The organism is Flavobacterium movens (assembly GCF_039581425.1).
GTDB classification, from domain to species: domain Bacteria; phylum Bacteroidota; class Bacteroidia; order Flavobacteriales; family Flavobacteriaceae; genus Flavobacterium; species Flavobacterium luteolum.
In genome coordinates, this window is record NZ_JBCPXY010000006.1 from 181529 (window position 1) to 206318 (window position 24790).

At 34.4% G+C, this 24790-nt stretch carries 24 protein-coding genes and 1 pseudogene; 13 read left to right on the forward strand and 12 right to left on the reverse strand.

What is annotated here, in order from left to right; translation table 11 throughout:
• The first annotated feature begins 5 nt into the window (after window positions 1–5).
• Both AAYQ05_RS12870 and AAYQ05_RS12875 read left to right on the forward strand, forming a co-directional pair.
• On the forward strand, window positions 6–1775 hold the full coding sequence (locus AAYQ05_RS12870) for a RagB/SusD family nutrient uptake outer membrane protein (protein WP_343543831.1): 1770 nt from the start codon (window positions 6–8) through the stop codon (window positions 1773–1775).
• Window positions 1776–2095: 320 nt separating this feature from the next.
• Complete coding sequence (locus tag AAYQ05_RS12875; RefSeq protein WP_281633001.1) at window positions 2096–2464, forward strand: SpoIIAA family protein; 369 nt, start codon at window positions 2096–2098, stop codon at window positions 2462–2464.
• A 76-nt stretch (window positions 2465–2540) separates the two neighbouring features.
• Here the strand turns inward: AAYQ05_RS12875 and AAYQ05_RS12880 are convergent, their stop codons facing one another.
• Genes AAYQ05_RS12880 through AAYQ05_RS12890 form a run of 3 tightly spaced genes read right to left on the reverse strand, consistent with a single transcriptional unit; the run spans window position 2541 to window position 3779 of the window.
• Window positions 2541–2813, reverse strand: coding sequence for a PrgI family protein (locus tag AAYQ05_RS12880; protein WP_281633000.1), 273 nt, complete (start codon window positions 2811–2813; stop codon window positions 2541–2543).
• 45 nt (window positions 2814–2858) lie between these two features.
• On the reverse strand, window positions 2859–3257 hold the full coding sequence (locus AAYQ05_RS12885; RefSeq protein WP_343543835.1) for a hypothetical protein: 399 nt from the start codon (window positions 3255–3257) through the stop codon (window positions 2859–2861).
• Between the two features lie 33 nt (window positions 3258–3290).
• Window positions 3291–3779: a hypothetical protein gene (locus AAYQ05_RS12890; protein WP_343543837.1), complete on the reverse strand. Its 489-nt coding sequence runs from the start codon at window positions 3777–3779 to the stop codon at window positions 3291–3293.
• Between the two features lie 373 nt (window positions 3780–4152).
• On the opposite strand from AAYQ05_RS12890, the gene AAYQ05_RS12895 reads away from it, so the two are divergent.
• The gene (locus tag AAYQ05_RS12895) at window positions 4153–4626 is read left to right on the forward strand and encodes a CinA family protein (RefSeq protein WP_343543838.1); all 474 of its coding nucleotides are present in this window, start codon (window positions 4153–4155) and stop codon (window positions 4624–4626) included.
• Between the two features lie 271 nt (window positions 4627–4897).
• On the opposite strand, the gene AAYQ05_RS12900 is transcribed toward AAYQ05_RS12895, so the two are convergent.
• Window positions 4898–5086, reverse strand: coding sequence for a hypothetical protein (locus AAYQ05_RS12900; protein ID WP_343543840.1), 189 nt, complete (start codon window positions 5084–5086; stop codon window positions 4898–4900).
• Between the two features lie 121 nt (window positions 5087–5207).
• Between AAYQ05_RS12900 and tnpA the strand changes: the two are divergent.
• Window positions 5208–5665: pseudogene (gene tnpA / locus AAYQ05_RS12905) on the forward strand (IS200/IS605 family transposase).
• Window positions 5666–5744: 79 nt separating this feature from the next.
• On the opposite strand, the gene AAYQ05_RS12910 reads toward tnpA, so the two are convergent.
• Window positions 5745–6659, reverse strand: a complete 915-nt coding sequence (locus tag AAYQ05_RS12910; RefSeq protein WP_343543842.1) for a DsbA family protein — start codon at window positions 6657–6659, stop codon at window positions 5745–5747.
• 269 nt (window positions 6660–6928) lie between these two features.
• On the opposite strand from AAYQ05_RS12910, the gene AAYQ05_RS12915 reads away from it, so the two are divergent.
• From AAYQ05_RS12915 to AAYQ05_RS12935, 5 genes are all read left to right on the forward strand, one after another.
• Window positions 6929–7627, forward strand: a complete 699-nt coding sequence (locus AAYQ05_RS12915) for an SMI1/KNR4 family protein (RefSeq protein WP_343543844.1) — start codon at window positions 6929–6931, stop codon at window positions 7625–7627.
• A gap of 31 nt (window positions 7628–7658) precedes the next feature.
• Window positions 7659–9008, forward strand: a complete 1350-nt coding sequence (locus AAYQ05_RS12920) for a DUF6138 family protein (protein WP_343543846.1) — start codon at window positions 7659–7661, stop codon at window positions 9006–9008.
• A gap of 9 nt (window positions 9009–9017) precedes the next feature.
• Window positions 9018–9674, forward strand: a complete 657-nt coding sequence (locus AAYQ05_RS12925) for an Imm19 family immunity protein (protein WP_343543848.1) — start codon at window positions 9018–9020, stop codon at window positions 9672–9674.
• Between the two features lie 111 nt (window positions 9675–9785).
• Window positions 9786–10262, forward strand: coding sequence for a TlpA family protein disulfide reductase (locus AAYQ05_RS12930; RefSeq protein ID WP_343543850.1), 477 nt, complete (start codon window positions 9786–9788; stop codon window positions 10260–10262).
• Window positions 10263–10268: 6 nt separating this feature from the next.
• Complete coding sequence (locus tag AAYQ05_RS12935) at window positions 10269–10883, forward strand: thioredoxin family protein (RefSeq protein WP_343543851.1); 615 nt, start codon at window positions 10269–10271, stop codon at window positions 10881–10883.
• 127 nt (window positions 10884–11010) lie between these two features.
• On the opposite strand, the gene AAYQ05_RS12940 is transcribed toward AAYQ05_RS12935, so the two are convergent.
• The 4 genes from AAYQ05_RS12940 to AAYQ05_RS12955 all read right to left on the reverse strand — a co-directional run bounded on the left by AAYQ05_RS12940 (window position 11011) and on the right by AAYQ05_RS12955 (window position 14678).
• Window positions 11011–12240, reverse strand: coding sequence for a PQQ-dependent sugar dehydrogenase (locus AAYQ05_RS12940; RefSeq protein ID WP_343543853.1), 1230 nt, complete (start codon window positions 12238–12240; stop codon window positions 11011–11013).
• 345 nt (window positions 12241–12585) lie between these two features.
• Window positions 12586–12879, reverse strand: coding sequence for a DUF3861 domain-containing protein (locus tag AAYQ05_RS12945; protein WP_281632992.1), 294 nt, complete (start codon window positions 12877–12879; stop codon window positions 12586–12588).
• A gap of 24 nt (window positions 12880–12903) precedes the next feature.
• The gene (locus tag AAYQ05_RS12950; protein WP_281632991.1) at window positions 12904–13635 is read right to left on the reverse strand and encodes a LytR/AlgR family response regulator transcription factor; all 732 of its coding nucleotides are present in this window, start codon (window positions 13633–13635) and stop codon (window positions 12904–12906) included.
• On the reverse strand, window positions 13632–14678 hold the full coding sequence (locus AAYQ05_RS12955; RefSeq protein WP_343543855.1) for a sensor histidine kinase: 1047 nt from the start codon (window positions 14676–14678) through the stop codon (window positions 13632–13634). Before AAYQ05_RS12955 ends, AAYQ05_RS12950 begins: the two co-directional genes overlap by 4 nt.
• A 266-nt stretch (window positions 14679–14944) precedes the next feature.
• Here AAYQ05_RS12955 and AAYQ05_RS12960 point away from each other — a divergent pair, with 266 nt between their 5' ends.
• From AAYQ05_RS12960 to AAYQ05_RS12975, 4 genes are all read left to right on the forward strand, one after another.
• Complete coding sequence (locus AAYQ05_RS12960) at window positions 14945–16099, forward strand: efflux RND transporter periplasmic adaptor subunit (protein WP_281632989.1); 1155 nt, start codon at window positions 14945–14947, stop codon at window positions 16097–16099.
• Between the two features lie 5 nt (window positions 16100–16104).
• The gene (locus AAYQ05_RS12965) at window positions 16105–19275 is read left to right on the forward strand and encodes an efflux RND transporter permease subunit (protein ID WP_343543856.1); all 3171 of its coding nucleotides are present in this window, start codon (window positions 16105–16107) and stop codon (window positions 19273–19275) included.
• An 18-nt stretch (window positions 19276–19293) separates the two neighbouring features.
• A complete protein-coding gene (locus AAYQ05_RS12970; RefSeq protein WP_343543858.1) occupies window positions 19294–20700 on the forward strand; it encodes an efflux transporter outer membrane subunit in 1407 nt (468 codons plus the stop codon).
• A 179-nt stretch (window positions 20701–20879) separates the two neighbouring features.
• Window positions 20880–21353 carry a hypothetical protein gene (locus AAYQ05_RS12975; RefSeq protein ID WP_343543860.1) on the forward strand — a complete coding sequence of 158 codons (474 nt, stop codon included), beginning with the start codon at window positions 20880–20882 and terminating at the stop codon, window positions 21351–21353.
• A 359-nt stretch (window positions 21354–21712) separates the two neighbouring features.
• Here AAYQ05_RS12975 and fucP read toward each other — a convergent pair whose 3' ends face one another.
• The 3 genes from fucP to AAYQ05_RS12990 form a co-directional block, all read right to left on the reverse strand.
• Window positions 21713–23017 carry an L-fucose:H+ symporter permease gene (gene fucP, locus AAYQ05_RS12980; protein ID WP_343543861.1) on the reverse strand — a complete coding sequence of 435 codons (1305 nt, stop codon included), beginning with the start codon at window positions 23015–23017 and terminating at the stop codon, window positions 21713–21715.
• A 133-nt stretch (window positions 23018–23150) separates the two neighbouring features.
• On the reverse strand, window positions 23151–23594 hold the full coding sequence (locus AAYQ05_RS12985) for a MaoC/PaaZ C-terminal domain-containing protein (protein ID WP_278021249.1): 444 nt from the start codon (window positions 23592–23594) through the stop codon (window positions 23151–23153).
• Window positions 23595–23685: 91 nt separating this feature from the next.
• The gene (locus tag AAYQ05_RS12990) at window positions 23686–24759 is read right to left on the reverse strand and encodes a Gfo/Idh/MocA family protein (protein ID WP_343543863.1); all 1074 of its coding nucleotides are present in this window, start codon (window positions 24757–24759) and stop codon (window positions 23686–23688) included.
• Between the last annotated feature and the right edge of the window lie 31 nt (window positions 24760–24790).

A 24790-nucleotide genomic window follows, 5' to 3' on the forward strand; every position in this document is an offset into this window, starting at 1 on the left:
TTATTATGAAGACAAATACAATTTTTAATATAAAAACATTAGCGATATTTTCTTTTATATGGCTTTTTGCAAGCTGTACTAACCTAGATGAAGTTGTTCTGGACGAGGTTTTAGGAGAAAACGCTTCAAACCCTGCTGGAGCTTTAGCGGCAGCTTACGATCGTTTGGGAGACGGAACTTTTGTAGATCATGGTGGTATTTTTTCGCTACAGGAATACACGACAGACGAAGCAATCCTACCAACTCGTGGAAGTGACTGGGGAGATGGCGGAAAATGGAGAGACATGCACGAGTTTACATGGAAATCTGATAATGCTGTTGTAGTGGATAACTGGAACAAATTGACAAACGGAATTACACGTTCGTTAACCGCAATTCAATCAGTTGAAGAAAGTTCAATTCCAGAGAAAAAATTGTTTTTAGCGGAAGCAAAGGGACTTTTAGCATATTATTTATACACAACATTAGATTTATACGGACAAGCGCCTTATAGAGATCCGATGAACCCGAATGCACCTTTACAGATTTTAAAAGCCGATACTCAAATCGATCAATTAATAAAAGATGTTGAAGCCTTACTGCCAGATTTAGCAGAAATGGGAACACAGCAAACGCACCACGGAAGATTTACAAAAGAAGCGGCATACGGATTCTTAGCAACAATGTATTTGAATCGTGCAGTTTTCAAAGATCGTTTTAATGCATCTTCGAACTTTAATTTTACTGAAGCTGCAGCAACTGGTACAGGAAATGATATGGATCGTGTAATTTATTATACTTCATTATTGATTGATTCTGGAAAGTATTCTTTGGAAAGCGATTATTTCAAAAACTTCGCAAGAGATAATGAAAAAGGAAAAGAGTTGATTTTTGCTATTTCTCAAAAGATAGATTACATCAGAAACGGATCTAACAGTTTTGCTTATGTGTGTATGGAACGTAACCAAAGAACTTCTGCAGCCAATAGAGGAACAAATGCAGCATGTACGACTCCTGAGTTTTTTGCAACATGGGATGGAAATCATGATGATCCGAGATTTCAGCAGAAATACCAATATGCTGACGGAACTTGGTTTAAAAATGATGGTACAGATGTAAGTGTTCCAGCAACAGATATTGTTCCGAAAAGTGCTAATTTACCTTGGTTCCATTTTAATAGAGGAATTGAATTTGGCCCTCAATACGGACCAATCTTATTGTCGTCTGGTTCTTTAGAAATGGTTAACGGACGCATTAAAGTTTCGCCATTATACATGGAGAAAAGTACAACTACAAGAATGGATTTTACACCTTCTTTGACTTTCAAAAATCCAGCTCAGGCAGTTTTTGCTCAGAACGAGATTAATCAAGGAGCACGTATTTTTAAATATGAATTTGATCCAGAAGGAGGAAACGGAAATAGTAATGTTGATATTCCTTTATTCCGTTTAGGAGGAATTTATACGATGAGAGCCGAAGCGTATTTCAGAAAAGGAAATACTGGTCAGGCAATGGAAGACTTGAACAAATTGCGTACAAGCAGAAAAAGAGAATCATTATACGGAAGTACACCTGGTAAAGCTCTGACAGCAATCGATCAGACTGTTTTATATAATGAAATTGGTTTCGAATTATACTGGGAATTATACAGAAGACCACAAATGATTCGTTTTGGGAAATTTGATCTTCCAGGAACCGCAAAACCAGCTTCAGAACCATACAGAAGAGTTTTCCCGATTCCGCAATCTACAATTGATGTAACTAAAGAATTCAAACAAAATCAAGGATACAATTAAGTTTGTGTGTTAGTTTATTTTTTATTTTTTTTCAAAAAGCCTGTTTCAAAAAAAAGCAGGCTTTTTTTTTAAGATACTGAGGTTCTGAGATGCTAAGATTCTAAGTTTTTTTTTAAATCTAGAGATGCACTGCTGTGCATCGAACGTAAAGTACATAAATCTTAGCATCTCAGAAGCTTAGAATCTTAAAAAAATATAATAAACGAATAGTTAAATGTAAGTGGTATCTGATTGATATTGAGTATATTTGAGTGTGTATTGAACATTCTTAAAATGTTTGAAAATGAATAATATTAAATAACTCAAAAAGAATAAAAATCATGATACATCAAATCGACACTACAGATAATATTGTTGCCTTTAGAGCATTGGCAGAAGTGACAAAAGATGATTTTGTAACAGCAGTGGCTCCAGCCGTTGAGCATTTGGTAAAGCAAACAAATGAAATTAATTTTTTACTGGTTTTAGACACAGATATTGAAAATTTTACAACGGGAGCATGGCTTCAAGATGCTCTTCTTGGTTTGAAAAATCTTGGAAAATGGAATAGGGCAGCTATTGTAACTGATACAGACGAAATCATTTCTTTCACAAACGGATTTAGCTATATTGTTCCAGGCGAGTTTCGTGGTTATAAAAAGGTTGATTTTAATAAAGCATTAAATTGGGTTGAAGGGAATATTTCTTAAATCCAATCTTCTTAAAAATAGAAAAGAGCGCTTATAGGTAATAAACGCTCTTTTTTATGATAGTTTATTTAAATGTTTAATGATTGTATTCGATACCGCTGCTTGATTGAGCATCAATTTTCTCTTTAGACACTTGACTGTATTTTTTATAACAAGCCGATGCTAAAATTGGTAATGCAAGACTTCCTACAACAGCACTTGCTTTTTTATGCCCCGTTTTTTTTAAAACAGCCGATGCCAAAAGAGCACCAACGCCAGCACATACCATTTGTTTTACTGACAGATTTAACGGTTTGCTTTCAGGTTTAATTCCGTGTAATAATGGGTCTATAAAATTCAAATTCTCCATAATGCCAATTAATTTTAATTATACTTATTTGTTATTTTTTAATTTTTAATTTTTACTGTTTTCAGTGTCAGTTTCACTTTCAATTTTCTCAATTTCAACCTTTTCCTTTTTTATAGCTTGGCGTAACAGAGCAAAAAGACTCATATAAACATTTGCCATAAAAACCAGAGAAAACCCTGCCAAAAAATATCCTCTCCAGTCATTTAACAAAAGTTTATAATCGCAGATAACCAGAAACACGATAGTGACATAGTGACTAAAGCAATATTCACAAGTGAAGAGATAAAAGAACTTTCTTGACAGAATGTATCTGTCATTTTTTGAATGTCTGACACACCATTCATGTGGTTCTCTAAAAATTTCTTCGTGTGTGACAGTCCAGCTGACACAAGCAATCGGAATTGCTAATATAAAAAGCCAGACAATTTGAACTGCTATAGTCATCAATTAATGCTTTACAATTTACGATAATTTTTGCTATTCTCTAGGATGATTTTCTGGATAATGTTCTGCGTCAAAATCGTCTAATTCTTCATCCTTATCCAAATCTTCCTCTTTTTCTAGGTCGTTTTCGTAATCTAAATCAGGATGATACTCATCGTTTAAATCGTCTTTTGTGCCATCGTTTGTAATGGCATCATCTTCATTAATGATTCTTTCTTGATTTGGAATATTTTCTGCTCGAATAATGGTATTAGGTTCAAAACCTTCATTTGTGTATGAGAGATCTTGAATAAATTCTTCTTGATATTGATACGGATTTTCATCACGTGCATAATTGTCATTATCTATCACGGTATTTTGTTCATAATAATCTGGATCGCTTTCTCCGAATTCATGATTATCATGTTGTTTTAAAACTTGTTTAAACTCCTCTTCGTTAGAATATGTTCCATCAACAAGAGTATTTTGTTCAATATAATCAGGATCAAACTGACCATATTCATGGTTGTGTTGCTTTTCCATAATACTATTTTTTAGATTATTACTTTTCTGTTGGGATTACGTTTTTCTGTGCTTTGCAGAAACAATGCATTATGTTTTTTAATGCATTGTTTTTTTCTGCAATTGTATCATTATTCTACATTTCTATTAATTCAACTTAGTTAATGGCTTTTATTTTATTGAAGGCTAGTATTCATAAGTTTCATTTTTTTGAAAGTACCTATTTTACAAATTTAGCAAGGACATTTGAGCAATGTCTTATAAGAAAATATATTATAGTTGCATAATTAACAGTTACTTATAATGTAAATATTGTAAGAAATTATGTAAGTTTACTAAATCGGAACAATCTACATTTGAGATTGAAATTAATTTATAATTAAATCTAAAACGTATGGCATCAGATAAGGTAACCGCATGCTGTCAAGCTTTGATAGAAAAGAACTTAACGATAGCTTTTGCAGAAAGTGCGTCTGCGGGAAAAATGTGTTATGAATTTTCGACTGTTTTTAATTCGGGACGAATTCTAATAGGAGGAATAGTATGTTATCATTCTTCAATGAAAGAAGATTTGCTTCATATTCCGTGGGGGACTATTGAACAATTTAGTGCCGAATCTGCTGAGGTTACCAAGTTAATGGCACAAAATTTTTATAGATACATTAATTCAGACATTTGTGTTGGCATAACAGGATTAACAACCCCAGGCGGAAGCGAAAGCGAGTCAAAACCTGTTGGAACAATTTTTATACATATTATTTTGCCCGAAAAAGAGATTGCCAAACGATTTGAGTTTAAAGGAAGTCCGGAAAGTATTATAGATCAAGCAATAGATGTTGTGGCCGATTTGATTTTGAGGGAAATTTAATAAACCAATCAATCGTCCCTACGGGACGATAAACGCGCAAACATTTTTTTCTACCGATGAGATGTTCCTAACGGAACATTTTTTTTTCTACCAATGAGATGTTTCTAGCGGAACATTTTTTTTGTCCTAAACTAATACTCTTTGGACTTTTGGGAGTCATGTTAAACACAGGCATTTTTAAAATTTGTATCAGCAGAAAGGAAATGTTCCGTTAGGCACATCTCATCGGTAGTATTTTTAAAATTTGCAGTAGTAAAAGGAAAATGTTCCGTTAGGCACATCTCATGGTAGCATTTTTAAAATTTGCAGTAGCAAAAGGAGAATGTTCCATTAGGAACATCTCATTGGTAGAATTTTTAAAATTTGCATCAGCAGAAAGGAAATGTTCCATTAGGAACATCTCATAGGTAGCATTTTTAAAATTTGCAGTAGCAAAAGGAAAATGTTCCATTAGGAACATCTCATGGTAGCATTTTTAAAATTTGCAGTAGCAAAAGGAAAATGTTCCGTTAGGAACATCTCATCGGTAGAACTTTAAATGATTAATTTTTTTTTTCGTTCTGTAGGAACGTTTGGTTGGTATGGCAAATACGTACACACAATTGCATATACAATTTGTTTTTGCAGTGAAATATAGAAAAGCATTAATTTCAAAGGATTGGAAAGACAAATTACATCAATACATAACGGGTATAATCCAATCTAACAATCACAAAATGTTATGTATTAATAGTATGCCAGATCATATACATATTTTTATAGGAATGCGTCCAACACAATCCATTTCTGCATTAGTTCAAAATGTAAAAACAGAAAGCAGTAAATGGATTAAAGAACAAAAATTGTCACCAGATTTCTTATGGCAAGAAGGTTACGGTATTTTTCATATTCAAGAAGTCATGTTCCGAATGTAATTCGATATATTCAAAATCAAGAACAGCATCATAAAATAGAAACATTTTTAGAAGAATACCAGAAACAACTGAAGGCTTTTGAAATAGAATGTGATAAAGAGTTTATTTTTAAAGAACCCCTTTAGTAATTCTAAATATCATTTTAAGAGACGATATCTTTCCTGCAATCAGATGTTTCAATTGAATATTCTCTCGTTCTTTTAATTATTTTTTGATGTAAAGCGAACCATTTTTTATAGCTTTCTTATTCAATTTCCCTTTACTAAATAATTCTTCCAAAATAGTTTTGGCTTCATTAACCGGAATATCTAATATGACAGCATATTCCTTTGGTGCCAATGTTGGATAAATTTCAAAAATTGACAATGAATTTTTATTTTCAAACTTTTTCTTTTTAGCATCTGGAAATAAGGCTAATAAAGCATTTTCGTAAGCGGCATAAGGTTTAGAACCATAAACAGTTAGCTGATTATTATCTGCATTGACTAAAAATAAAGTTGGAAAACCTCGTACGCCAAGAGTTTTTCCTAAATTTAAGTCATCTTGAAAAAGTTCTTCGGCATCATCATAATCTGCTTTTAGTTTCGGAACATCTAGACCTGCGATTTTTGCAGCTTCTGCTATGTTTTCCCATTTTGCAATGTTCTTTTTATCGAGATAAAGCTTTTCGCGAAGAATACGCATAAAATAAACCGCTTTTTCCTTGTTTTGCATTTGTGCCGCTTTCATAGCAATACAGGACGGATAAGACGAATCTAATGGATCTTCTAGCCACACATTTCCATCAATTGGCATTTCGTAATATAAACTGGCTTCATCCCAATGATGCGCCACATCAGAAGGTTTGCTTATTCCGCCACTGTTATAACTCCAATCTGGCAATAAACCGCCCATTCGGTAATCAATTTCGAAATATTCGCCATATTCTAGTTTTAGTTTTCTTAGCTGAGGTTCGATTCCCCAACAAGAAGAACAAATAGGATCGGTATAGTAAATTATTTTTATCGGTTTATTTTCTGTTGGAATAGCTGTTTTGGTATTTGAATTTTCACCAACAGGCATTTCGCACATTCCGCTTACAGGATCGCATAATAACGGATTTGTTTTATCTTCACTCATTTTAGAATTCGTTTGTGATTGGCAGCTTATATTGCAAATCAAGATTAATAGTATCGACAGTATTTTCATAGTAGTTTTAAAAAAGGGACTCTCGGATTTATGAATTTGCTGCAAAGTTGAGACGAATATCATTGCAAGTCAATTAGTCAAGAAAACATGACTAGAAAATAATGGATTGTTATTTTTAAAAAGTGGGATTATCATTATAAAGTAATTGCAAGCTTGTAATTAATTGTTTATTTTTCACCATATAAAAATAGAAGCCTAAGATGAATTATATTCAAAAAATTAAACGCCTTTATAACCTATCTGAAAATGAAAACTACGGATTTTCAGAAAATGAGATTCTCGATCTTGAGACAAGATTAAATGTAAAACTTCCTTCAAAACTCAAAGAATATTATTTGGAATTAGGGAAAGAGGAAAATCTTAATTACTGCTTTAACAGGCTTTTGAAACCTGAAAATGAAATCGGATTTTCTGATGATGATTTTTTGGTTTTTTATGAAGAAAATCAAAACGTAGCTTTTTGGGGAATTAAAAAAGAAGATTTGTCACAGAACAATCCGCCAGTATATGGCAATTACGACACGATCGAAAAATCAGATTGGGAAATGGAAACCGAGACAACGGAGAACTTTTTTGTTTTAATGGCAGTTTTCAACGGTACTTTGGGCGGACTTCAATTTAATGGAAATTACTTAGGAGAAATTGACTCGCAAATTGTAAAGATTGTAGAAAAGAATTATACGCTTGTTCCCGAAATCAGTAGAGAAAATCAGAAAGTATATACAGATGAGTTTTATGAGGTGATCAGTTTGTCATTCGATCAGGAAAACAATTGTACAGGAGCTTTTATTGGATCAAGTATTCAGGAACGATTTGATGCCATTCTTGATCTTGTTGATATTGATTGGTCTTATCTTTCTTATGATGATGAAGAATATGATGGGGATGATGAAGAATAATCAAATTAAAAATGTGACAATAAAATAGAGAATGAGAGAATTAAATTATTTAGTAAAAATAGAAGGCAACGAAGCGCTTTTAGAAAAATTCATTGAAGCGATTGATAATAATAGCGTTAAAATTGATAAAGCATATCCAAATCCGTATCTATTAGATTCGGGCGAAAAATTTCTGTTATCTCCCATAATTGAATATTTTTTCCAGACGAGACCTTTCTCAAAAGAGTTTTATATTTCGTTTGTTGAAAAACTTAGAAAACTTAATGGATTCGATAGCTACCGTTACACATTAGGATTGCAGGCAGAAGAATTGGTTTTTAATAGTTTTGAAAGAGTAAAGAAGGGGAAATACAAGATTTTTATACCTAAAACAAAAGAAGAACTTCCGAAATCCATATTGACCGAAGAACAAAAAGAGCTATTGAGCTTTATATGTTATATTGCTGTGTCTCATATAAAATACGGCCCAAGTTATGCCACAGTTACAGCAAATGAGTATTTTGATGTCGTGACCGAATTAGGTTCTGATGAAGTAGAACAACTTAAGAAGTACGGAACAGGGAAACTTTCAAAAGAGCTGACAGAATACAAAGACAAAGATTTTGTGGGTAAAGCAAATGATGTTTTTGCTAAAATAAGTCTTAAACTGGCTACTGAAACAGAAGAAAGTTACGCAACAGCATTACACTTCGTAAATAACCTTCTAAAATCTGATTTTCCTAAAAGCTTTGAAATTAGTTTTTCATCAAAAGCAAAAGAATTACTTCCTGTAAAAGGACTTCCAAAATGCGGACAAAATTATTTTTTTGCTGGAGCAGTAAAATATCCAAATCTGTATGATAGTATTTTAGAATATATTGAGCTTACAAAAAAGAAATACGAATGGTATACCAATCTTGAAGCCGAAAACTGTGCTATGCCTTCGACTTTTGCTGTTTTTGCTTTAGGATTACAAGATGAAAAATATTTTGATACGCTGATTGATTATTATCAAACAATTGATGGAGAACATCAGTCTATTCAACAGAAATTTACACCATTGTTTCTGGAGAAATTCGGAATAAGCGAAAAATCAATTAAAGTCTACATAAATGCTGTTTTATCCATGCAAGAACATCCGCATAATAAGGTTTTCACGTCTTATTTTACAAATGAAAATAGCTTGAAGTTATTATTGGATAGTAAAGAGAATTTTGTTTCGTATTATTTTACAGAAGAAGATTTGAAAGAATATTCAGATAGTGGCACGAATGTACAGGAAATGGCAGATTATTGCTGGGAAGGTGTGATGTATACTACGTTTGGACAAAGCAAAGGTTTCGCTAAAATTAGCAAACAACTTTCAGATGTAGAAAGAGAAATCTTTGAAAAACTTTTGTAATGAAGCGTTATGAATAGACAAATACAAATCGATGAACTCAACAATAACACTTTTTTCTGGAAGTATTATTTCTGTTGGTCGAGAGGTTATGATGAAAAAGAAGAACTCAATATTGATGAGGTTTTGGAAGTTGTGGAAACTAATGAAACTGAAGCTTATGAATGGGAATGGAAGTTTTTTAATCAAAATGATATTGAAGAAAATCCCAGATATGTTGCGGGAAAAATAAATGATGATTTGAATTACGCTGTTGAATTTGCCGAATTTGAAATCAATTTTTTTCTGAATGATATTTACATCGGCAATTTAGGAGGACATTTTGAAGCTTGGTTTTTTACTTTGAATGAATTATTGGCTTTTGAAAAATATCCTAATCTGTTTCTTCTTTTTCTTCCAATGACAGGAATACAAGAAAATGAAAAAGCTGTTTTAAAACCCATAATTGTAAAGCATTTAAATGTAATTCCAAAGTTTGAAGCACATTCAGAATATATCTCAGACTGTATTTTAAACGGATTGGTAATGCAGTGTCCATTTCTAGAAATAAAAGATATTGGATTAACAAATATCCAAAATCACAGCATAAGAAATATAACAGATTACCCAAGCTACAAAGAAGATATAATAGAATTAAATAAAATTCTGAAAAACAACTTACAGCCTTAGAACCTTAGTCACTTAGCAACTTAAAAGACTCATTAAACTTTCATTAACAAAAACTAATTTATCATTATTTTATATTTGTAGGAAACAAATTAATTCTAAAGCATTCTTCTCATGAAAATAAAGCCTTTTTTCTATCTATTTTTATTCGGTATTATTTCAGTTTCAGCTTATAGTCAGAATGTGAAACTGATAAATATCAATCAGCTTAATGAGAGAATCAAAAATGGGAAAGACAGTACGTATGTTGTTAACTTTTGGGCGACTTGGTGTGCGCCTTGTATAAAAGAAATGCCGCATTTTGAGAAATTAGGAGCAGAGTATAAGTCAGAAAAATTGGCTGTTTTATTAGTAAGTCTAGATTTTAAATCGAAACTAGAATCAAATGTGATTCCGTTTGTGAAAAGGAAAAATCTAAAGAATGAAGTTTTTCTATTAAACGAAAGTAATCCTCAAGAATTTATTGACCGAATTGATCCGAGTTGGTCGGGAAGTATTCCGGCAACACTTTTTATTAAGAATGATAAACGAAAATTTGTTGAAAGCGAATTTACTTATGAACAATTATTAACTGAATATAAAAAACTGTAAACCATTATGAAAAAAATAATCTTATTACTAGCATTAGCATTTTCTGCTTTTCTTTCGCATGCACAAAGTGGTGTAACGCTAAAAGCAGGCGACACAGCTCCAGATTTCAAACTGAAAAATGTTGACAACAAAGAAGTTTCTTTTGGAACTTTTAAAGATGCAAAAGGATATATTGTTGTTTTTACCTGTAATACTTGCCCTTACGCAATTGGTTACGAACAGAGAATTATTGATTTGGATAAAAAATTCAAGTCGCAAGGATATCCAGTAATTGCAATTAATCCAAATGATCCTGAAGCTTCTACAGCAGATACTTTTGCAAAAATGCAAGATTTAGCAAAAGACAAGAAATATCCTTTCCCATATTTATTTGATCCAGGACAAAAAATTACTGATGAATATGGAGCAAAACGTACGCCTCATATCTTTATCGTTTCTAAAACGGCAAAAGGAAATGTGGTAGAATACGTAGGAGCTATCGATAATGATCCAGAGGGAAATAATCCGCAAAAAACAAAATATGCAGAAGAGGTTATTGCATCATTAAAAAGCGGTCAAAAACCAGCAATTACACAAACTAAAGAAATTGGCTGTACAGTAAAAAGAAAAGCTAAAGCTTAAGTTTTTTGTTTCAAGTTTCAGGTTAAACGTAACGGAATAAAACCTGAAACCTGAAACCTGAAACAAAAAAAAATAAAATATAAACGCCCCATATTTGGGGCGTTTTTGGCATGTATAATGAACAAGTTTACTTTTTATCTATTCTATAAAGTCTTCCTTGATCGGTAACGGCGTATAATGCTTCATCTTTTCCTTGTGTAATATCTCTAAATCTTTGGCCTTCGCCAGCCAATAATCTTTCTTCACCAGCTACTTTATTGTCTTTAAAAGCCAAACGCACAATATGCATACCGCTTAAAGCACCAATAAAAAGATTGTTTTGCCATTCTGGAACACGGTTTCCAGCGTAGAAACTCATTCCGCTTGGTGACACTACAGGGTCCCAGTAATAGACAGGCTGTTCCATTCCAGTTTGTTGTGTAATTCCTTCTCCAATTTTCGTACCACTATATTCGATTCCGTAAGTAATTGTTGGCCAGCCGTAATTTGCTCCCGCTGTAATTCGATTAATTTCGTCACCGCCTCTTGGGCCATGCTCGCTTTGCCATAATTCGCCCGTAGTTGGATGAATTGCCAATCCCTGCGGATTTCTGTGTCCAATGCTATAAAGTTCTGGTAAAGCTCCCGTTTGCGTAAAAGAAGGATTTCCTGGCGCTGCTTGTCCGCTAGTAGTAATGCGAACAACTTTGCCCAAACTGCTGGTAACAGATTGTGCTAAAGGACGCGTTTCTAATACAGATCTTTCGCCAATGCTAACAAATAAATTTCCCGTTTTATCAAATAAAACTCGGCCTCCGTAATGTAGTGTGCTTGCGTTTGGTGTATTAGAACGATAAATAACCGTTACATTTTCTATTGCTTTTTCATCGTCTGAAATTCTGCCTTTCGCGACAGCGGTAATATTTCCGCCAGCAACAACTTCAGAAAAAGCCCAATAAATCATTCGGTTAGTAGCATATGCAGGATCAAGGCATATTCCTAATAAACCACCTTGACTATCAGGATTAACAGCAGGAACACCATTTAAAGCATTGCTGATAACTCCTGCTTGGGTTACGATTTTAATTTTTCCAGCTTTTTCGGTTACCAAAAGACGTCCGTCAGGAAGATAGGCAACTCCCCAAGGAGCGCTTAAGCCATTGGTAATTATTTTAGATTCAATTTCGGTGGTGGTTTGAATGCTTCCTGCTCGTGTTTGTCCAGCAAATGCTGGTTTATAAGTAGTGTTTGCGGTTCCAGTTTCTACAGGAGGTCCTGTTGGTCCTGGATCTGTGCCTCCTTCAGTATTGTCGTTATTAGAACAGCTGCTCAAAGCTAGAATTCCAGCGAGAAGAAATATACTTTTTCGAATTATCATAATGCTTTCATTTTGGTGGTTAAAAATAAATTTTTGCATTACCGAACATTTCTAGAAAGAATAGAGATTCATTAAAAATCGAAATGGTTAGTTTCGAGCGAATACTCTGTTTTATTTTCAATTAAGAATGCCTAAATGCTCATGCCATTTTTTATGAAGCAGATGAATTTCAAAAAACAGAAATTAAACTTCTTTTGGAAAGCATTTAGTGGGACATGCCTTATTGGAACGAAAAATTGCTGCAAAATATTGCCACAAAACAAGGGTTTATTCTTTTCTTAGCAGAAATTTAACGTTCTAAAATTCAAGAAGTATTAAGCTGAGGTCTTGCCTTTAAAGGTGTTTTTAAAGGCTTTTTAATTTTTTCATGAAGACTGGAAAAACTTCATTTAGTTCGTCAAAAAGAGGATTTTTGCGGTTTTTTATTTTGATTTCGCTAAACAATTTTAAACCTAAAGCAAACTGAACAGCTTGCGAATCGTCGGGAAAAATGTTTTTTTCTTTGATGCGTTCTATTATTCCAAAGATTTCATCGTGATTGTCAAATTCTATTCCGAGTTCTTTTGCTGGTTCTGTTTCACCGTTTGCATATTCCTTAAGGCTTAATGTTAAGTAATATTTGTTTGATCTTTTTTCCATGATTTTGTAATTCTTATTCTAAATTTATTTCAGCCATTTATCGACTAATGTCTTAAAGGCTTCTTTATATTGTTCGCCAACCGTTATTTCTATTTTATCAATAAAAATGGAGTTTTTACTAATGGCGCTTATTTTATCTAATGAGACAATGAAAGAACGATGTACACGCATGAATTTTGAGGAAGGCAGTTTTTCTTCTAATGCTTTAAGCGAAATAAGAGACATTAAAGCTTTCTGCGAATCTTCAAGATGTACTTTTACATAATCTTTCAGACTTTCAATATAGGTGATGTCTTTTAGTGAAATTCTTACCCATTGATATTCTACCTTCAAGAAGATAAATTCGTCATCAGCGGTAATAGTAGTAAATGTATTATTGGCTTCTTCGGCTAATTGTAAAACTTTGCTTGAAGCACGCAGAAATTCTTCGTAACTAAAAGGTTTCAAAAGATAATCTACCGCATTAACTTTATAACCTTCAATTGCATAATGATTGTAAGCCGTAGTAAAAATAATTTTTGGCAAAGGTCCAGGCTGATCTTGTATTAATCTTGCCAATTCCATTCCGCTTAAATTAGGCATATTAATATCTAAAAAAACAAGATCTGGTTTTGTTTCCCTGATAAGTCCCATTGCATCGACAGCATTGTCGCAAGTAGAAATTAATTCTAAAAACGGAGTCTGCTCTATAAAGGTTTCTACCAATCTTAAAGCCAATGGTTCGTCATCTACTGCTATACATTTTATTACTGTCATTGCTCTAAATTTATCTTCAATTTAATTTTATATGTTCCGTGGTCGGTAACTCCAAAAGAAATAAAATGCTGATTCGGATAAATCAATTGCAGTCTTCTTTTGGTGTTGGTTAAACCAATTCCGCCTACATCAGAAACTGCTGTTTTTTCAAAATAAGTATTTTCAACTTCAAATTCGAGCTCACTTCCATTTTGTGTAAGCTTAATGTAAATTTCACTTTTATCGGTGGCATGAACACCATGTTTAAAAGCATTTTCTACTAAAGGTAGTAATAACATCGGAACAATTGGGTAATCATGTATTTTTTCGGGAATATCTGTTGTAATAGTCAGTTTACTATTGGCACGAAGTTTCATTAATGCAATGAAATCTCTCATAAATTCAGCTTCTTTCAGCAACGTAGTTTTTTCTTCTGTGCTGTAAAGCAGATAACGCATCATACGGCTCAAAGTGTGAAGCGCATTCCTAGAATCTTCAATATCGGTGTAAGTAAGTGAATAAATGCTATTAAGCGAGTTAAAGAAAAAATGTGGATTGATTTGTGCTTTAAGCATAGCTAGTTCGGCAGCCGTTTTATCCTGTTCTAATTTTTGCTTATGCTGAGCCGCTTTTTGCCAATATTGCAACATAGCCCAGCTTGTGCTTATTCCTAAAACAAGTAAACTGAGCATTAAAACGTAATTGTCGAAATAAGGATTTTTGTATTTTTTGAATCCTAGAATCAAACTTATTTTGGTGTGAAGATCCGTTTGTGAAGTATAAAAATAAGCAATAACCTGCATGGCAAAAATCGTAATAAAAGCCCAAACTAGAAAAGGAGAAGTATTGTCTTTAAAAATGGTTCGGGGAACTATAATTTTTGCATTCGAATAAAAAATGATGATCAGTAAAATCAATAAGACCATTTGCCAAAGCCAGAAGACACCAGGTAGCGTTACATTCCAAGTTAAAGGTATGTAAAATAGCATGATAAAGCCTAATAATACCCAGCTCAGTATGTGTAATCCGGTAAATAAGTAAGGTCTGAAAAAGCTTGGTCCCATTGTAATTTTTGATATTTATGGACAATATTACATTTTATTCAAATACAATTTTTGGGTAATCGCTAAAATGGGATTTAGAGTCTCTAAAAAGCATTTTAGAGCCGATAAGACAAAAATTAAACACTTGTTTAATATTTTAAATAAAACCATCGGTTCTCATCTTGCCTTTATCGATTGTCTCTTGCTGTTCGTCTATTTGAAAAATTTCGTATCTTATATTTTATTTCTTTTGTTCACATATAATCGATAATTACACATTTTTCACAATGACTAAGCAATCATTTTTAAGCATCCTCGCAGCATCACTTATTATCGCTTCTTGCGGTAAAAATGATAAATCGGCTCAAGCCGGAGGTGCGCCGCAGATTAAAGAATATAAGACTGTGACATTACAGCTAAAATCAGCGACATTAAACAGCGATTTTCCTGCTAGTATCCAAGGACAGCAAAATATAGAAATTCGCCCAAGAGTTGAAGGCTATATTGATAAAATTTTTGTTGATGAAGGTGCTGTAGTAAAAGCGGGACAGCCTTTATTTAAGATTAGCGCTCCAGAATATGAGCAGCAAGTTCGTACTGCAACAGCAAGCATTAAAAGTGCTCAGGCAGAAGTTAGTTCAGCAAAATTGGCTGTGAATAAAGTAAAACCATTGGTTGAAAAAGGAATTATCAGCAAATACGATTTAGAGTCGGCTCAATATACTTATGAGTCAGCTGTGGCATCTCTAGCTCAAGCAAATGCAGCTTTAGTAAATGCTAAAGTTAATTTAGGTTATACTACCGTAACAAGTCCCGTAAATGGAGTTGTAGGTTCGATTCCTTTCCGTTTAGGAAGTTTGGTAAGTTCTAATACAGCCGAACCTTTAACAACAGTTTCAAGTATTGGTAATGTATACGCTTATTTTGCAATGAATGAAAAAGTGCTTCTAAATTTCACTAAAGACGCAGGAGGTTCATTAAACCAAAAAATTAAAAGCATGCCAGATGTTTCTTTGGTACTTTCTGATGGTTCGACTTATGATCAAAAAGGAAAAATAGAAACCGTAAACGGATTAATTAATACAGAAACAGGTACTGTAAATTTTAGAGCTCGTTTCCCAAATCCAAAAGGAATTATCAGAAGCGGGAGCAGTACTACAGTGCAAATTCCGAACTACGTTAAAGACGCCATTATAATTCCTCAAAGTGCCACTTTCGAATTACAGGATAAAATGTTTGCAGTTGTTGTAGGAAAAGACAAAAAGACAACAAATGCTAATATCACAGTGTTGGACAACTCAGCAGGAAACTATTATGTGGTAACAAGCGGTTTAAAAGCTGGAGATGAAATCGTATTAGAAGGAGTAGCTTCATTGAAAGAAGGAACTGAAATTAAACCTAATAATCAAAGCCAAGAAGCAGTTTACGCCGATTTAAAATAAAAAAAATGTTTAAAAAATTTATACAAAGACCCGTACTCTCGACGGTAATATCTGTTATTATCGTCATCTTAGGTGTTTTAGGCCTAATTGAGTTACCGATTTCTCAATATCCGGATATCGCGCCACCAACGGTAAACGTTGCAGCAAGTTATACTGGTGCCAATGCAGATGTGGTACTTAAAAGTATCGTAATTCCGCTTGAAGAGCAGATTAATGGTGTAGAAAACATGACTTACATGACTTCTACAGCAACAAATGACGGAAATGCTTCGATCAAAGTTTTCTTTAAAGTAGGAACAAATCCCGATTTAGCAGCGGTAAACGTTCAGAATAGGGTTTCTAGAGCAACAAGTTTATTGCCAGTAGAGGTAACTCAGGCTGGGGTTACAGTAACCAAAAGTCAGAGTAGTAACTTGTTGATTTTCTCTTTATACAGTGATGATAAAGCTTACGATCAGACGTTTCTTCAAAATTATGCAAAGATTAACCTTGTACCGCAAATTCAGCGTGTAGTTGGGGTAGGAGATGTAACCGTTTTTGGTGCCAAAGATTACTCGATGAGAATCTGGCTAAAACCAGACATAATGCAGCAGTATAAACTGATTCCAAGCGATATTTCGGCAGCTTTAGCAGAACAAAATATCGAAGCAGCACCAGGTAAATTTGGTGAAAACGGAAATCAGGCATTTCAATATGTAATTAAATACAAAGGACGTTTAACAAGCGCTCAGGAATTTGGAGACATTGTTATAAAATCTGTTGGAAATGGACAGATGCTTAGACTTAAAGATGTAGCTAAAGTAGAATTAGGATCTTTAAGTTATTCGTCAACGATTAAAACAAACGGAGTAGAATCGGCAGCAATGGCGATTAGCCAGACTCCTGGATCTAATGCTCGTGATGTAATTATCAATTCTAAAAAACTGATTGAAGAAGCAGCAAAAAGTTTCCCAAAAGGAATGAAGTACACTATTATGGTGGACGTTAACGAGAACTTGGATGCTTCTATCGAAAAAGTAATTCACACTTTGGTTGAAGCTTTTATATTGGTTTTCATCGTAGTATTTATTTTCCTTCAAGATTTTAGATCGACTTTAATTCCGGCAATTGCGGTTCCGGTTGCGATTGTGGGTACATTCTTCTTCCTGAATTTATTCGGATTTACGATCAACTTATTGACGCTTTTTGCAATGGTACTCGCCATTGGTATTGTGGTCGATGATGCGATTGTCGTCGTCGAGGCCGTTCACGCCAAGTTGGATCATGGATATAAGTCGGCTAAAAAAGCGACCATTCATGCGATGGACGAAATTTCGGGAGCGATTATTTCGATTACCTTAGTAATGGCTGCGGTATTTATTCCAGTAACCTTTATTAATGGATCAACAGGGGTATTCTACAAACAGTTTGGTATTACACTGGCCGTTGCGATTATACTTTCGGCAGTAAATGCCTTGACTTTGAGTCCAGCTTTATGTGCGCTTTTATTGAAACCACATGCTGATGATCACAAACATAAAAGTTATTTACAGCGTTTTTACACTTCATTTAACGTGGCATTCGACAATGTTACAGCACGATACAAACGTTCTGTAAGTTTCCTTTCTGCGAAAAAATGGATTGCATTGGCTTCAATTGTAATTGCTGGTGCTGCGTTGGTTTATATGATGAAAACTACGCCTTCTGCTTTCGTACCTTCAGAGGATCAAGGAACTGTTTTTGCTAATATTAGTTTGCCGCCATCGGCTTCTATGGAACGTTCGGATATTATTGCTAAAAGAGTAGATAGTATTGCTAAAACAATTCCAGGAGTTAAAAATACACTTCGTATTGTCGGACAGAACTTTACGGCTGGAGCAGGTAGTGCTTACAGTATGGTAATTGTAAAATTATATCCTTGGGATCAGCGTGATCTTAGTGTTGATGATGTAATCGGACAGCTTTTTGCTAAAACAAGCGGTATTCGTGAGGCAAGTATTTTCTTCATTTCGCCTCCAACTATCCAAGGTTTTGGACAAAGTGGTGGATTCGAATTCCAATTGCAGGATAAAGGAGGGCATACGACTTCTGAATTTTATAAAGTGAATAATGAATTCTTAGCGAAATTATCTGAGCGTCCGGAAATTCAATATGCGACAACGCCATTTAACCCTGGTTTCCCTCAGTATATGATGGATATTAATTTAGCGAAAGCGAAAGACGCAGGAGTTTCTGTAAATACGATTTTATCGACGATGCAAGGATATTACGGAGGATTGTATGCTTCGAATTTCAACAAATTCGGAAAACAATATCGTGTAATGGTTCAAGCAGCTCCAGAATTTAGAGCGAATACAGAAGGATTGAATAAAATTTTCGTTCGAAACAGCGCAGGAAATATGGCGCCAATTACAGAGTTTGTAAAAATGACTAGAGTTTTTGGACCAGAATCTATTTCGAGATTTAACTTATTTACGTCAATTTCGATTACAGGAGCACCAAAACCAGGTTATAGTTCTGGAGATGCTATTAAAGCAATTCAAGAAGTGGCTGCAGAAAATCTTCCTGCAGGCTATGGATATGAGTTTTCAGGTTTAACGCGTGAGGAATTAGCTTCAGGAAGTGAAACGATTTTCATTTTCCTTTTATGTTTGGTTTTCGTTTATTTCTTACTGAGTGCACAATACGAAAGTTACATTTTGCCATTTGCGGTATTATTATCAATTCCGTTTGGATTAGCAGGAGCATATTTATTCTCGATTATTTTTAAATTAAATAGTAATATTTACCTGCAGATTTCCTTAATCATGCTTATCGGACTTCTGGCGAAGAACGGTATATTGATTGTCGAATTTGCTTTGGATAGAAGAAGAAAAGGACTTCCAATTGTACAAGCTGCTATTGAAGGAGCAGTAGCGCGTTTACGTCCAATTCTGATGACTTCGTTTGCCTTTATTTTAGGATTAGTTCCGTTGATGTTTGCCAAAGGTGCAGGTGCTGTTGGTAATAAATCTATTGGTACTGGTGCCGTTGGAGGTATGTTAATCGGAACGATTTTAGGAGTATTTGTTATTCCAGTTCTGTTTATCATTTTCCAGACTTTACAAGAAAGAATAAGTGGTCCAGCGAAAGATGGTTATGATGATGACGATGACGATGAAGACGAAATTCATTTAATAGAAGCTCACAAAGAGTAAAATTTAATTACAACAAAAATGACGAATAGTTCTAATAAATATATTTTACTGGTAATAACAGCCGCACTCATTAGTGCGTGCTCTGTTACCAAGAAATACGAACGTCCCACAACTTTAAAAACTGACCAGCTGTATCGTGATCAGTCTACTACAGATTCGACTACAATTGCAGACATGCCATGGAATACTGTTTTTAAAGATGAAAAATTAAATGCATTAATTCAAAAAGGTTTAGAACAAAACTTGAATCTAAAAAATGCAATTGAGAATATTGTTCAGGCAAGAGCTTCTTTGCGTCAGAGTAAATTGGCTTATTATCCAAGCTTGCAGTTGGACGCCAATGTAACGCACAATAAACAATCGCAGGCAGGATTAAACTTTCCAGCAGGAATCAATATTAATACCTTAACAACTACTTACAAATTAGGCGTAAGCAGTTCTTGGGAAATTGATGTTTGGGGAAAATTAAGCAGTTCTAAAAGAGCAGCTTTGGCAACCTACTTAGCTTCAGATGCTGCAAAACAAGCCGTTCAGACGCAATTAATTGCTGATATTGCTAATAATTACTTCTTGCTATTATCGTATGATGAATCGTTAAAAATTACGGAAGAAACATTAAAAAGCCGTATCGAAAACGTTGCAACCATTAAAGCTTTAAAAGAAGGAGCAATTGTAACTGGTGCAGCTGTTGTTCAGAGTGAAGCTAATCAGCATGCAGCTGAAGTTTTAATTCCGGACTTAAAACAAAGCATTCGTGAAACCGAAAATGCTATAAATATTTTACTAGGGCAAGGGCCTGGACCAATTGATAGAGGAGTTCTAGGAACACAGATTATTCCTGAAAAAATCGCAATCGGAATGCCAGCGCAGCTATTAAATAATCGTCCAGATGTCCGTCAAGCGGAATTTAATTTCAGAGTCGCTTTTGAGTCGACTAATTTGGCTAAAACTTATTTTTACCCAAGTTTGACGCTTACAGCAAGTACTGGATTTTCAAATTTAGAGTTGAATGATTTCTTTAGCCATTCTATTTTTTATTCGATTATCGGGGGATTGACGCAGCCAATATTTAATCATGGTGTGAATAAAATGAGATTGACCACAGCGCAATCACAACAATTGCAAGCATACAACAATTTCCAGCAAAGTCTTTTAGTGGCTGGTCAGGAAGTTTCAAATGCTTTGTATGCGTACCAAATGGCTGTTGAAAAAGAAGATTCTAGAGCGAAACAAATCGCAGCTTTAGAAAAAGCAGTAGACTTTACGCAAGAACTTTTAGAATACAGTTCGGCAACTAACTATACAGATGTATTAACATCTCAGCAAAATCTTTTAGCAGCACAATTAAACGGAGTTAATGATAACCTGCAAAAATTACAAGCTGTTATTAATTTGTACAGAGCGTTGGGTGGTGGTTGGAAATAATTGTTTATAATGATAAAAACCGTCTCAAAACCTGAGACGGTTTTTTGAAAAGTACGTCGTTTAAAAAACGCTCTCCGTCGATTAGTTTGGTAATTTTGTATAATGAATGCTTAAATCGTAAAACTTTGGCACTACTTTCGATTAATATCTAATAAGATTAACATTTAAATTTTAAAGACATGAAAAAGTTTATATTCGCCTCAGTGCTTTTTATGAGTGCATTTTTTGCTCAAGCTCAGGTATCAGTAAATGTAAATATTGGTACGCCTCCAAATTGGGGACCGTTAGGTTACGATAACAGCAGATACTATTATTTGCCAGACATCGATGTATATTATGACGTAAATCAAAGCGTATTTATTTATGACAACAGCGGAAAATGGGTTCGTGAAAGAAGACTTCCGTCAAGATATAGAAACTATGATTTGTATTCTGGTTATAAAGTAGTTTTGACAGATTATAGAGGAGATTCTCCGTACTATTATCACACAAAACACAGAGCCGAATATCCGAAAGGTTACCACGGAAAACCTCAAAAAAATAGAGGAGAAAAACCAAAAGGCAACAACGGAAATCATTATGGAAACGATAAAGGAAACAAAGGAAATAAGTCAGACAAGAACCACGATCACGGTAATGGCAAACACCATTAATAAACATGACTAAAAGAAAACGCCTCCAATTGGAGGCGTTTTTGATTATTATATAGCCACTAATTGCACGAATTAGCACGAATTTTTATTTTTATAAAAGAGTGTAATTTATGCTAATTCATGGCTAAAATGAATTGCCTCCAGCTTTAGCTGGAGGTTACTAGATTCTACATTTATTGGCTTTAGCCAAACTAGGCGCAAAAGTTTGGCTAAAGCCTTTTATTTGGATAAACAAAAAACCTCCAGCTAAAGCTGGAGGCAATTGATATTTAAATATTTTTTAAAAATAAATTTGTGCTAATTCGAGTAATTCGTGGCTAAAAGAAATCCTTTTAATCCAAATAATCTGTGGCAAAAAACTATTCAGAGAGAGTTTTTACTTTATGACCAAAAGCCCCAAAAGAAAGAATGATCAAAAAGCAAACTAACGGAATAATATACCCAGACTGAATATCATCGTGATTCATATCGATTAAAGTTCCCATTCCGTACGGAATAATAGCACCACCAACAATTGACATTACTAACCAAGAAGAACCCGTTTCCGTGTTCGATTTTAAGCCTTTAATTCCTAAAGAGAAAATCGTTGGGAACATAATTGACATAAAGAACCCAATTCCTCCAAGGGCATAAATAACCATGATTCCAGAACCGTAAATGGCAACTAAACATAATAAAACGCTCATTACGCAATAGATTGATAATAAAACATAATCTTTTACAAAACGTAAAAAGAAAGTTCCAATAAAACGTCCTGCCATAAAAAGGAAACCATAGATTCCTAAATAATATCCAGCAGTTTTTTCGTCTAATCCAGCACCTTGCTGTGCAATTCTGATAAAGAAACTTGTTATGCAAACTTGTGCACCCACATAGAAAAATTGAGCTACAACGCCCCAGCTTAAATGTCTGAATTTTAAAACAGAGAAAAATCCAGGTTTAATTTCAGCTTCTGCATGAGTTGCTTTCATTGAAGGCAATTGTACGAAATAAAATATAACAGCAACCAAAACTAAGATGCTTCCTAAAACAATATAAGGCATTTTTACAGAAGCCGCTTCGCCCAATAAATAAGCCGCTTTTTCAGCTTCTGGCATTGCCGCCATTTGTTCTTTTGTATGATTGGTTCCAGAAAGAATAAATAGCGAACCCACAATAGGAGCAACCATGGCAGCCAATCCGTTAAAAGAAGCAGCCAAATTCAATCTTTTAGAAGAAGATTCTGCAGGTCCTAAAATCGCTGCGTATGGGTTTGCACTAGTTTCTAAGATCGTTAAACCGCATCCAATTACAAAAAGGGCAAATAAAAACAATTCGTAAGTTCTAGTATTAGCTGCTGGAACGAACAAAAATGCTCCTGCTGCAAAAACTAATAATCCAGTAATGATACTGTTTTTATAACCAAATCTTTTAATCAGCATTCCGGCTGGAATCGCCATAATGAAGTAAGCAAAGAATACAGAAGTATCAATTAGAGTAGACTGGCGATTGTTTAATTCGCACGCTTTTTTCAAGTGCGGAATTAAAACTGAATCTAAGTTGTGGGCCATTCCCCACAGAAAAAATAGGCATGTAACGAGGATAAAAGGCAAAAGATATTGCTTTTGATTTCCTCCTTCTGTTGGCACTTCATGTAGATCGCCGGCTTGGTTTGTAATTTGCATTCGTGTGATAGTTTTTAGTTTATTTTTTTATAGGTTCTAAGGTTCTGAGGTGCTAAGATTCTAAGTTTTTTTTGCCACAAAGGCATTAAGTCGCAAAGTTTTTAAAACCTTAGCACCTTAGAATCTTATCATCTTAGAACCTTTTCTTCACAAGCAATAGATGATCACATACCAAAACGACTTCACCGCGTTGGTTAATGATTTCTACATGTTCGGTTACGGTTCCCATTTCAGGATTTTTGGCTTCGCCTTTTTCAGAAATAGTTACTTCAGAGTGAATAGTATCGCCGATATGAACTGGTTTTACAAAACGCATTTTGTCGTAACCTCTAGAAAAAGCTTCTGGATTTATTTCTGAAGCAGTTAATCCGATTCCAATCGCAAAAACCATAGTTCCATGCGCAATTCTTTGCCCGAATGGTTGTGTTTTGCACCATTCTTCGTCCATATGGTGTGGGAAGAAATCCCCTGTATGTCCGGCATGAACCACAAAATCAGTTTCTGTAATTGTTCTGCCTAAAGTTATACGTTTGTCGTCGATTTGATAATCTTCGAAAAAAGTTGATTTAAAATACATAATTTATTCTTTTTATTCGTGAGCTCAACATCGCGTTTGTTTTGAAGAGGACTTAAATTTTGTTTTTTGGTTTTGAAATATAGTGTTTTAATTACACTTCTTCAAAAGAAATTCCGCCGTTTTTGTTACTTTCATAACAAGCTTCTACAACTTTCATCGTCCCCAAAACATCTTGGACACTTGCAGACAATGTTGAGTCAGAACCTTCTTTGTAACGCATCAGATTAGACATTGCACCAATAAAAGCTTCTGGGAACCAAGAACCTTCCAATTTTACTTCTGTCCATTCATATTCATTTTCATTATCTTTTTTGGGCAATGCATACTCAAAAACGTCAGGAAGACCGTCAGGATAGTTCATTAACAAGCCCATTTTTGCTTTAACAGCGCCTTTTGTTCCTTCCCATTTAATGTAGCTTTCTTCGTGTTTTGGACCAAAATGATGATCGTGATTGGTATTGATCACAACATGTTTATCTTCGCCATAATCCAAAATAATAGTAGATCGGCTTGATGATAATTTTTTAAGCGGATGTTTGGCCGTTTTTGCCAATACACTTTTCGGATTTCCCAGAAAAGATCGAATACAGTCTATATAATGCACACTGTGGAAAAGAATCTCCAATCTTGGATGTTCTTTTATTAAAGGAAACAATTCCCAAGGCGTATTTACGGTAACTTTAAATTCTAAATCGTATAATTCGCCAATAATTCCCTGATCGATTAAATATCTGGCTGCACTTACAAAAGAAGCAAAACGCAATTGGAAATTGATTGCAGCAACCAGATTCTTTCTTTCGCAAACTGCTACAATCTCACGTGCTTGAGCCAAATCATTTCCCATTGGTTTCTGAATCAAAACAGCAGCACCATCAGGCAATTGCTCCAAAATTTCAATGTATTGATCAGGTAAAACGGTAATATCATAAACAGCATTTGATGGCGCATTTTTTACTGCATCGGCTACACTTTCAAAAACATGATCGATTTTGAATTGTTTCTGTAAATCGTATGCTTTCGAAATCGTTCTGTTTGTAATACCAAAAACTTTAAAGCCTGCCATTTCGTAAGCAGGAAGATGCGCATCTTTTACAATACCGCTCGCTCCAATAATCACGATAGGCTGTTCTGTTTGGGGAAGTAAAGGTTTATAGGGAATATTCATTTGTTCTATATTTTGAATTTGAGCCTGCCAA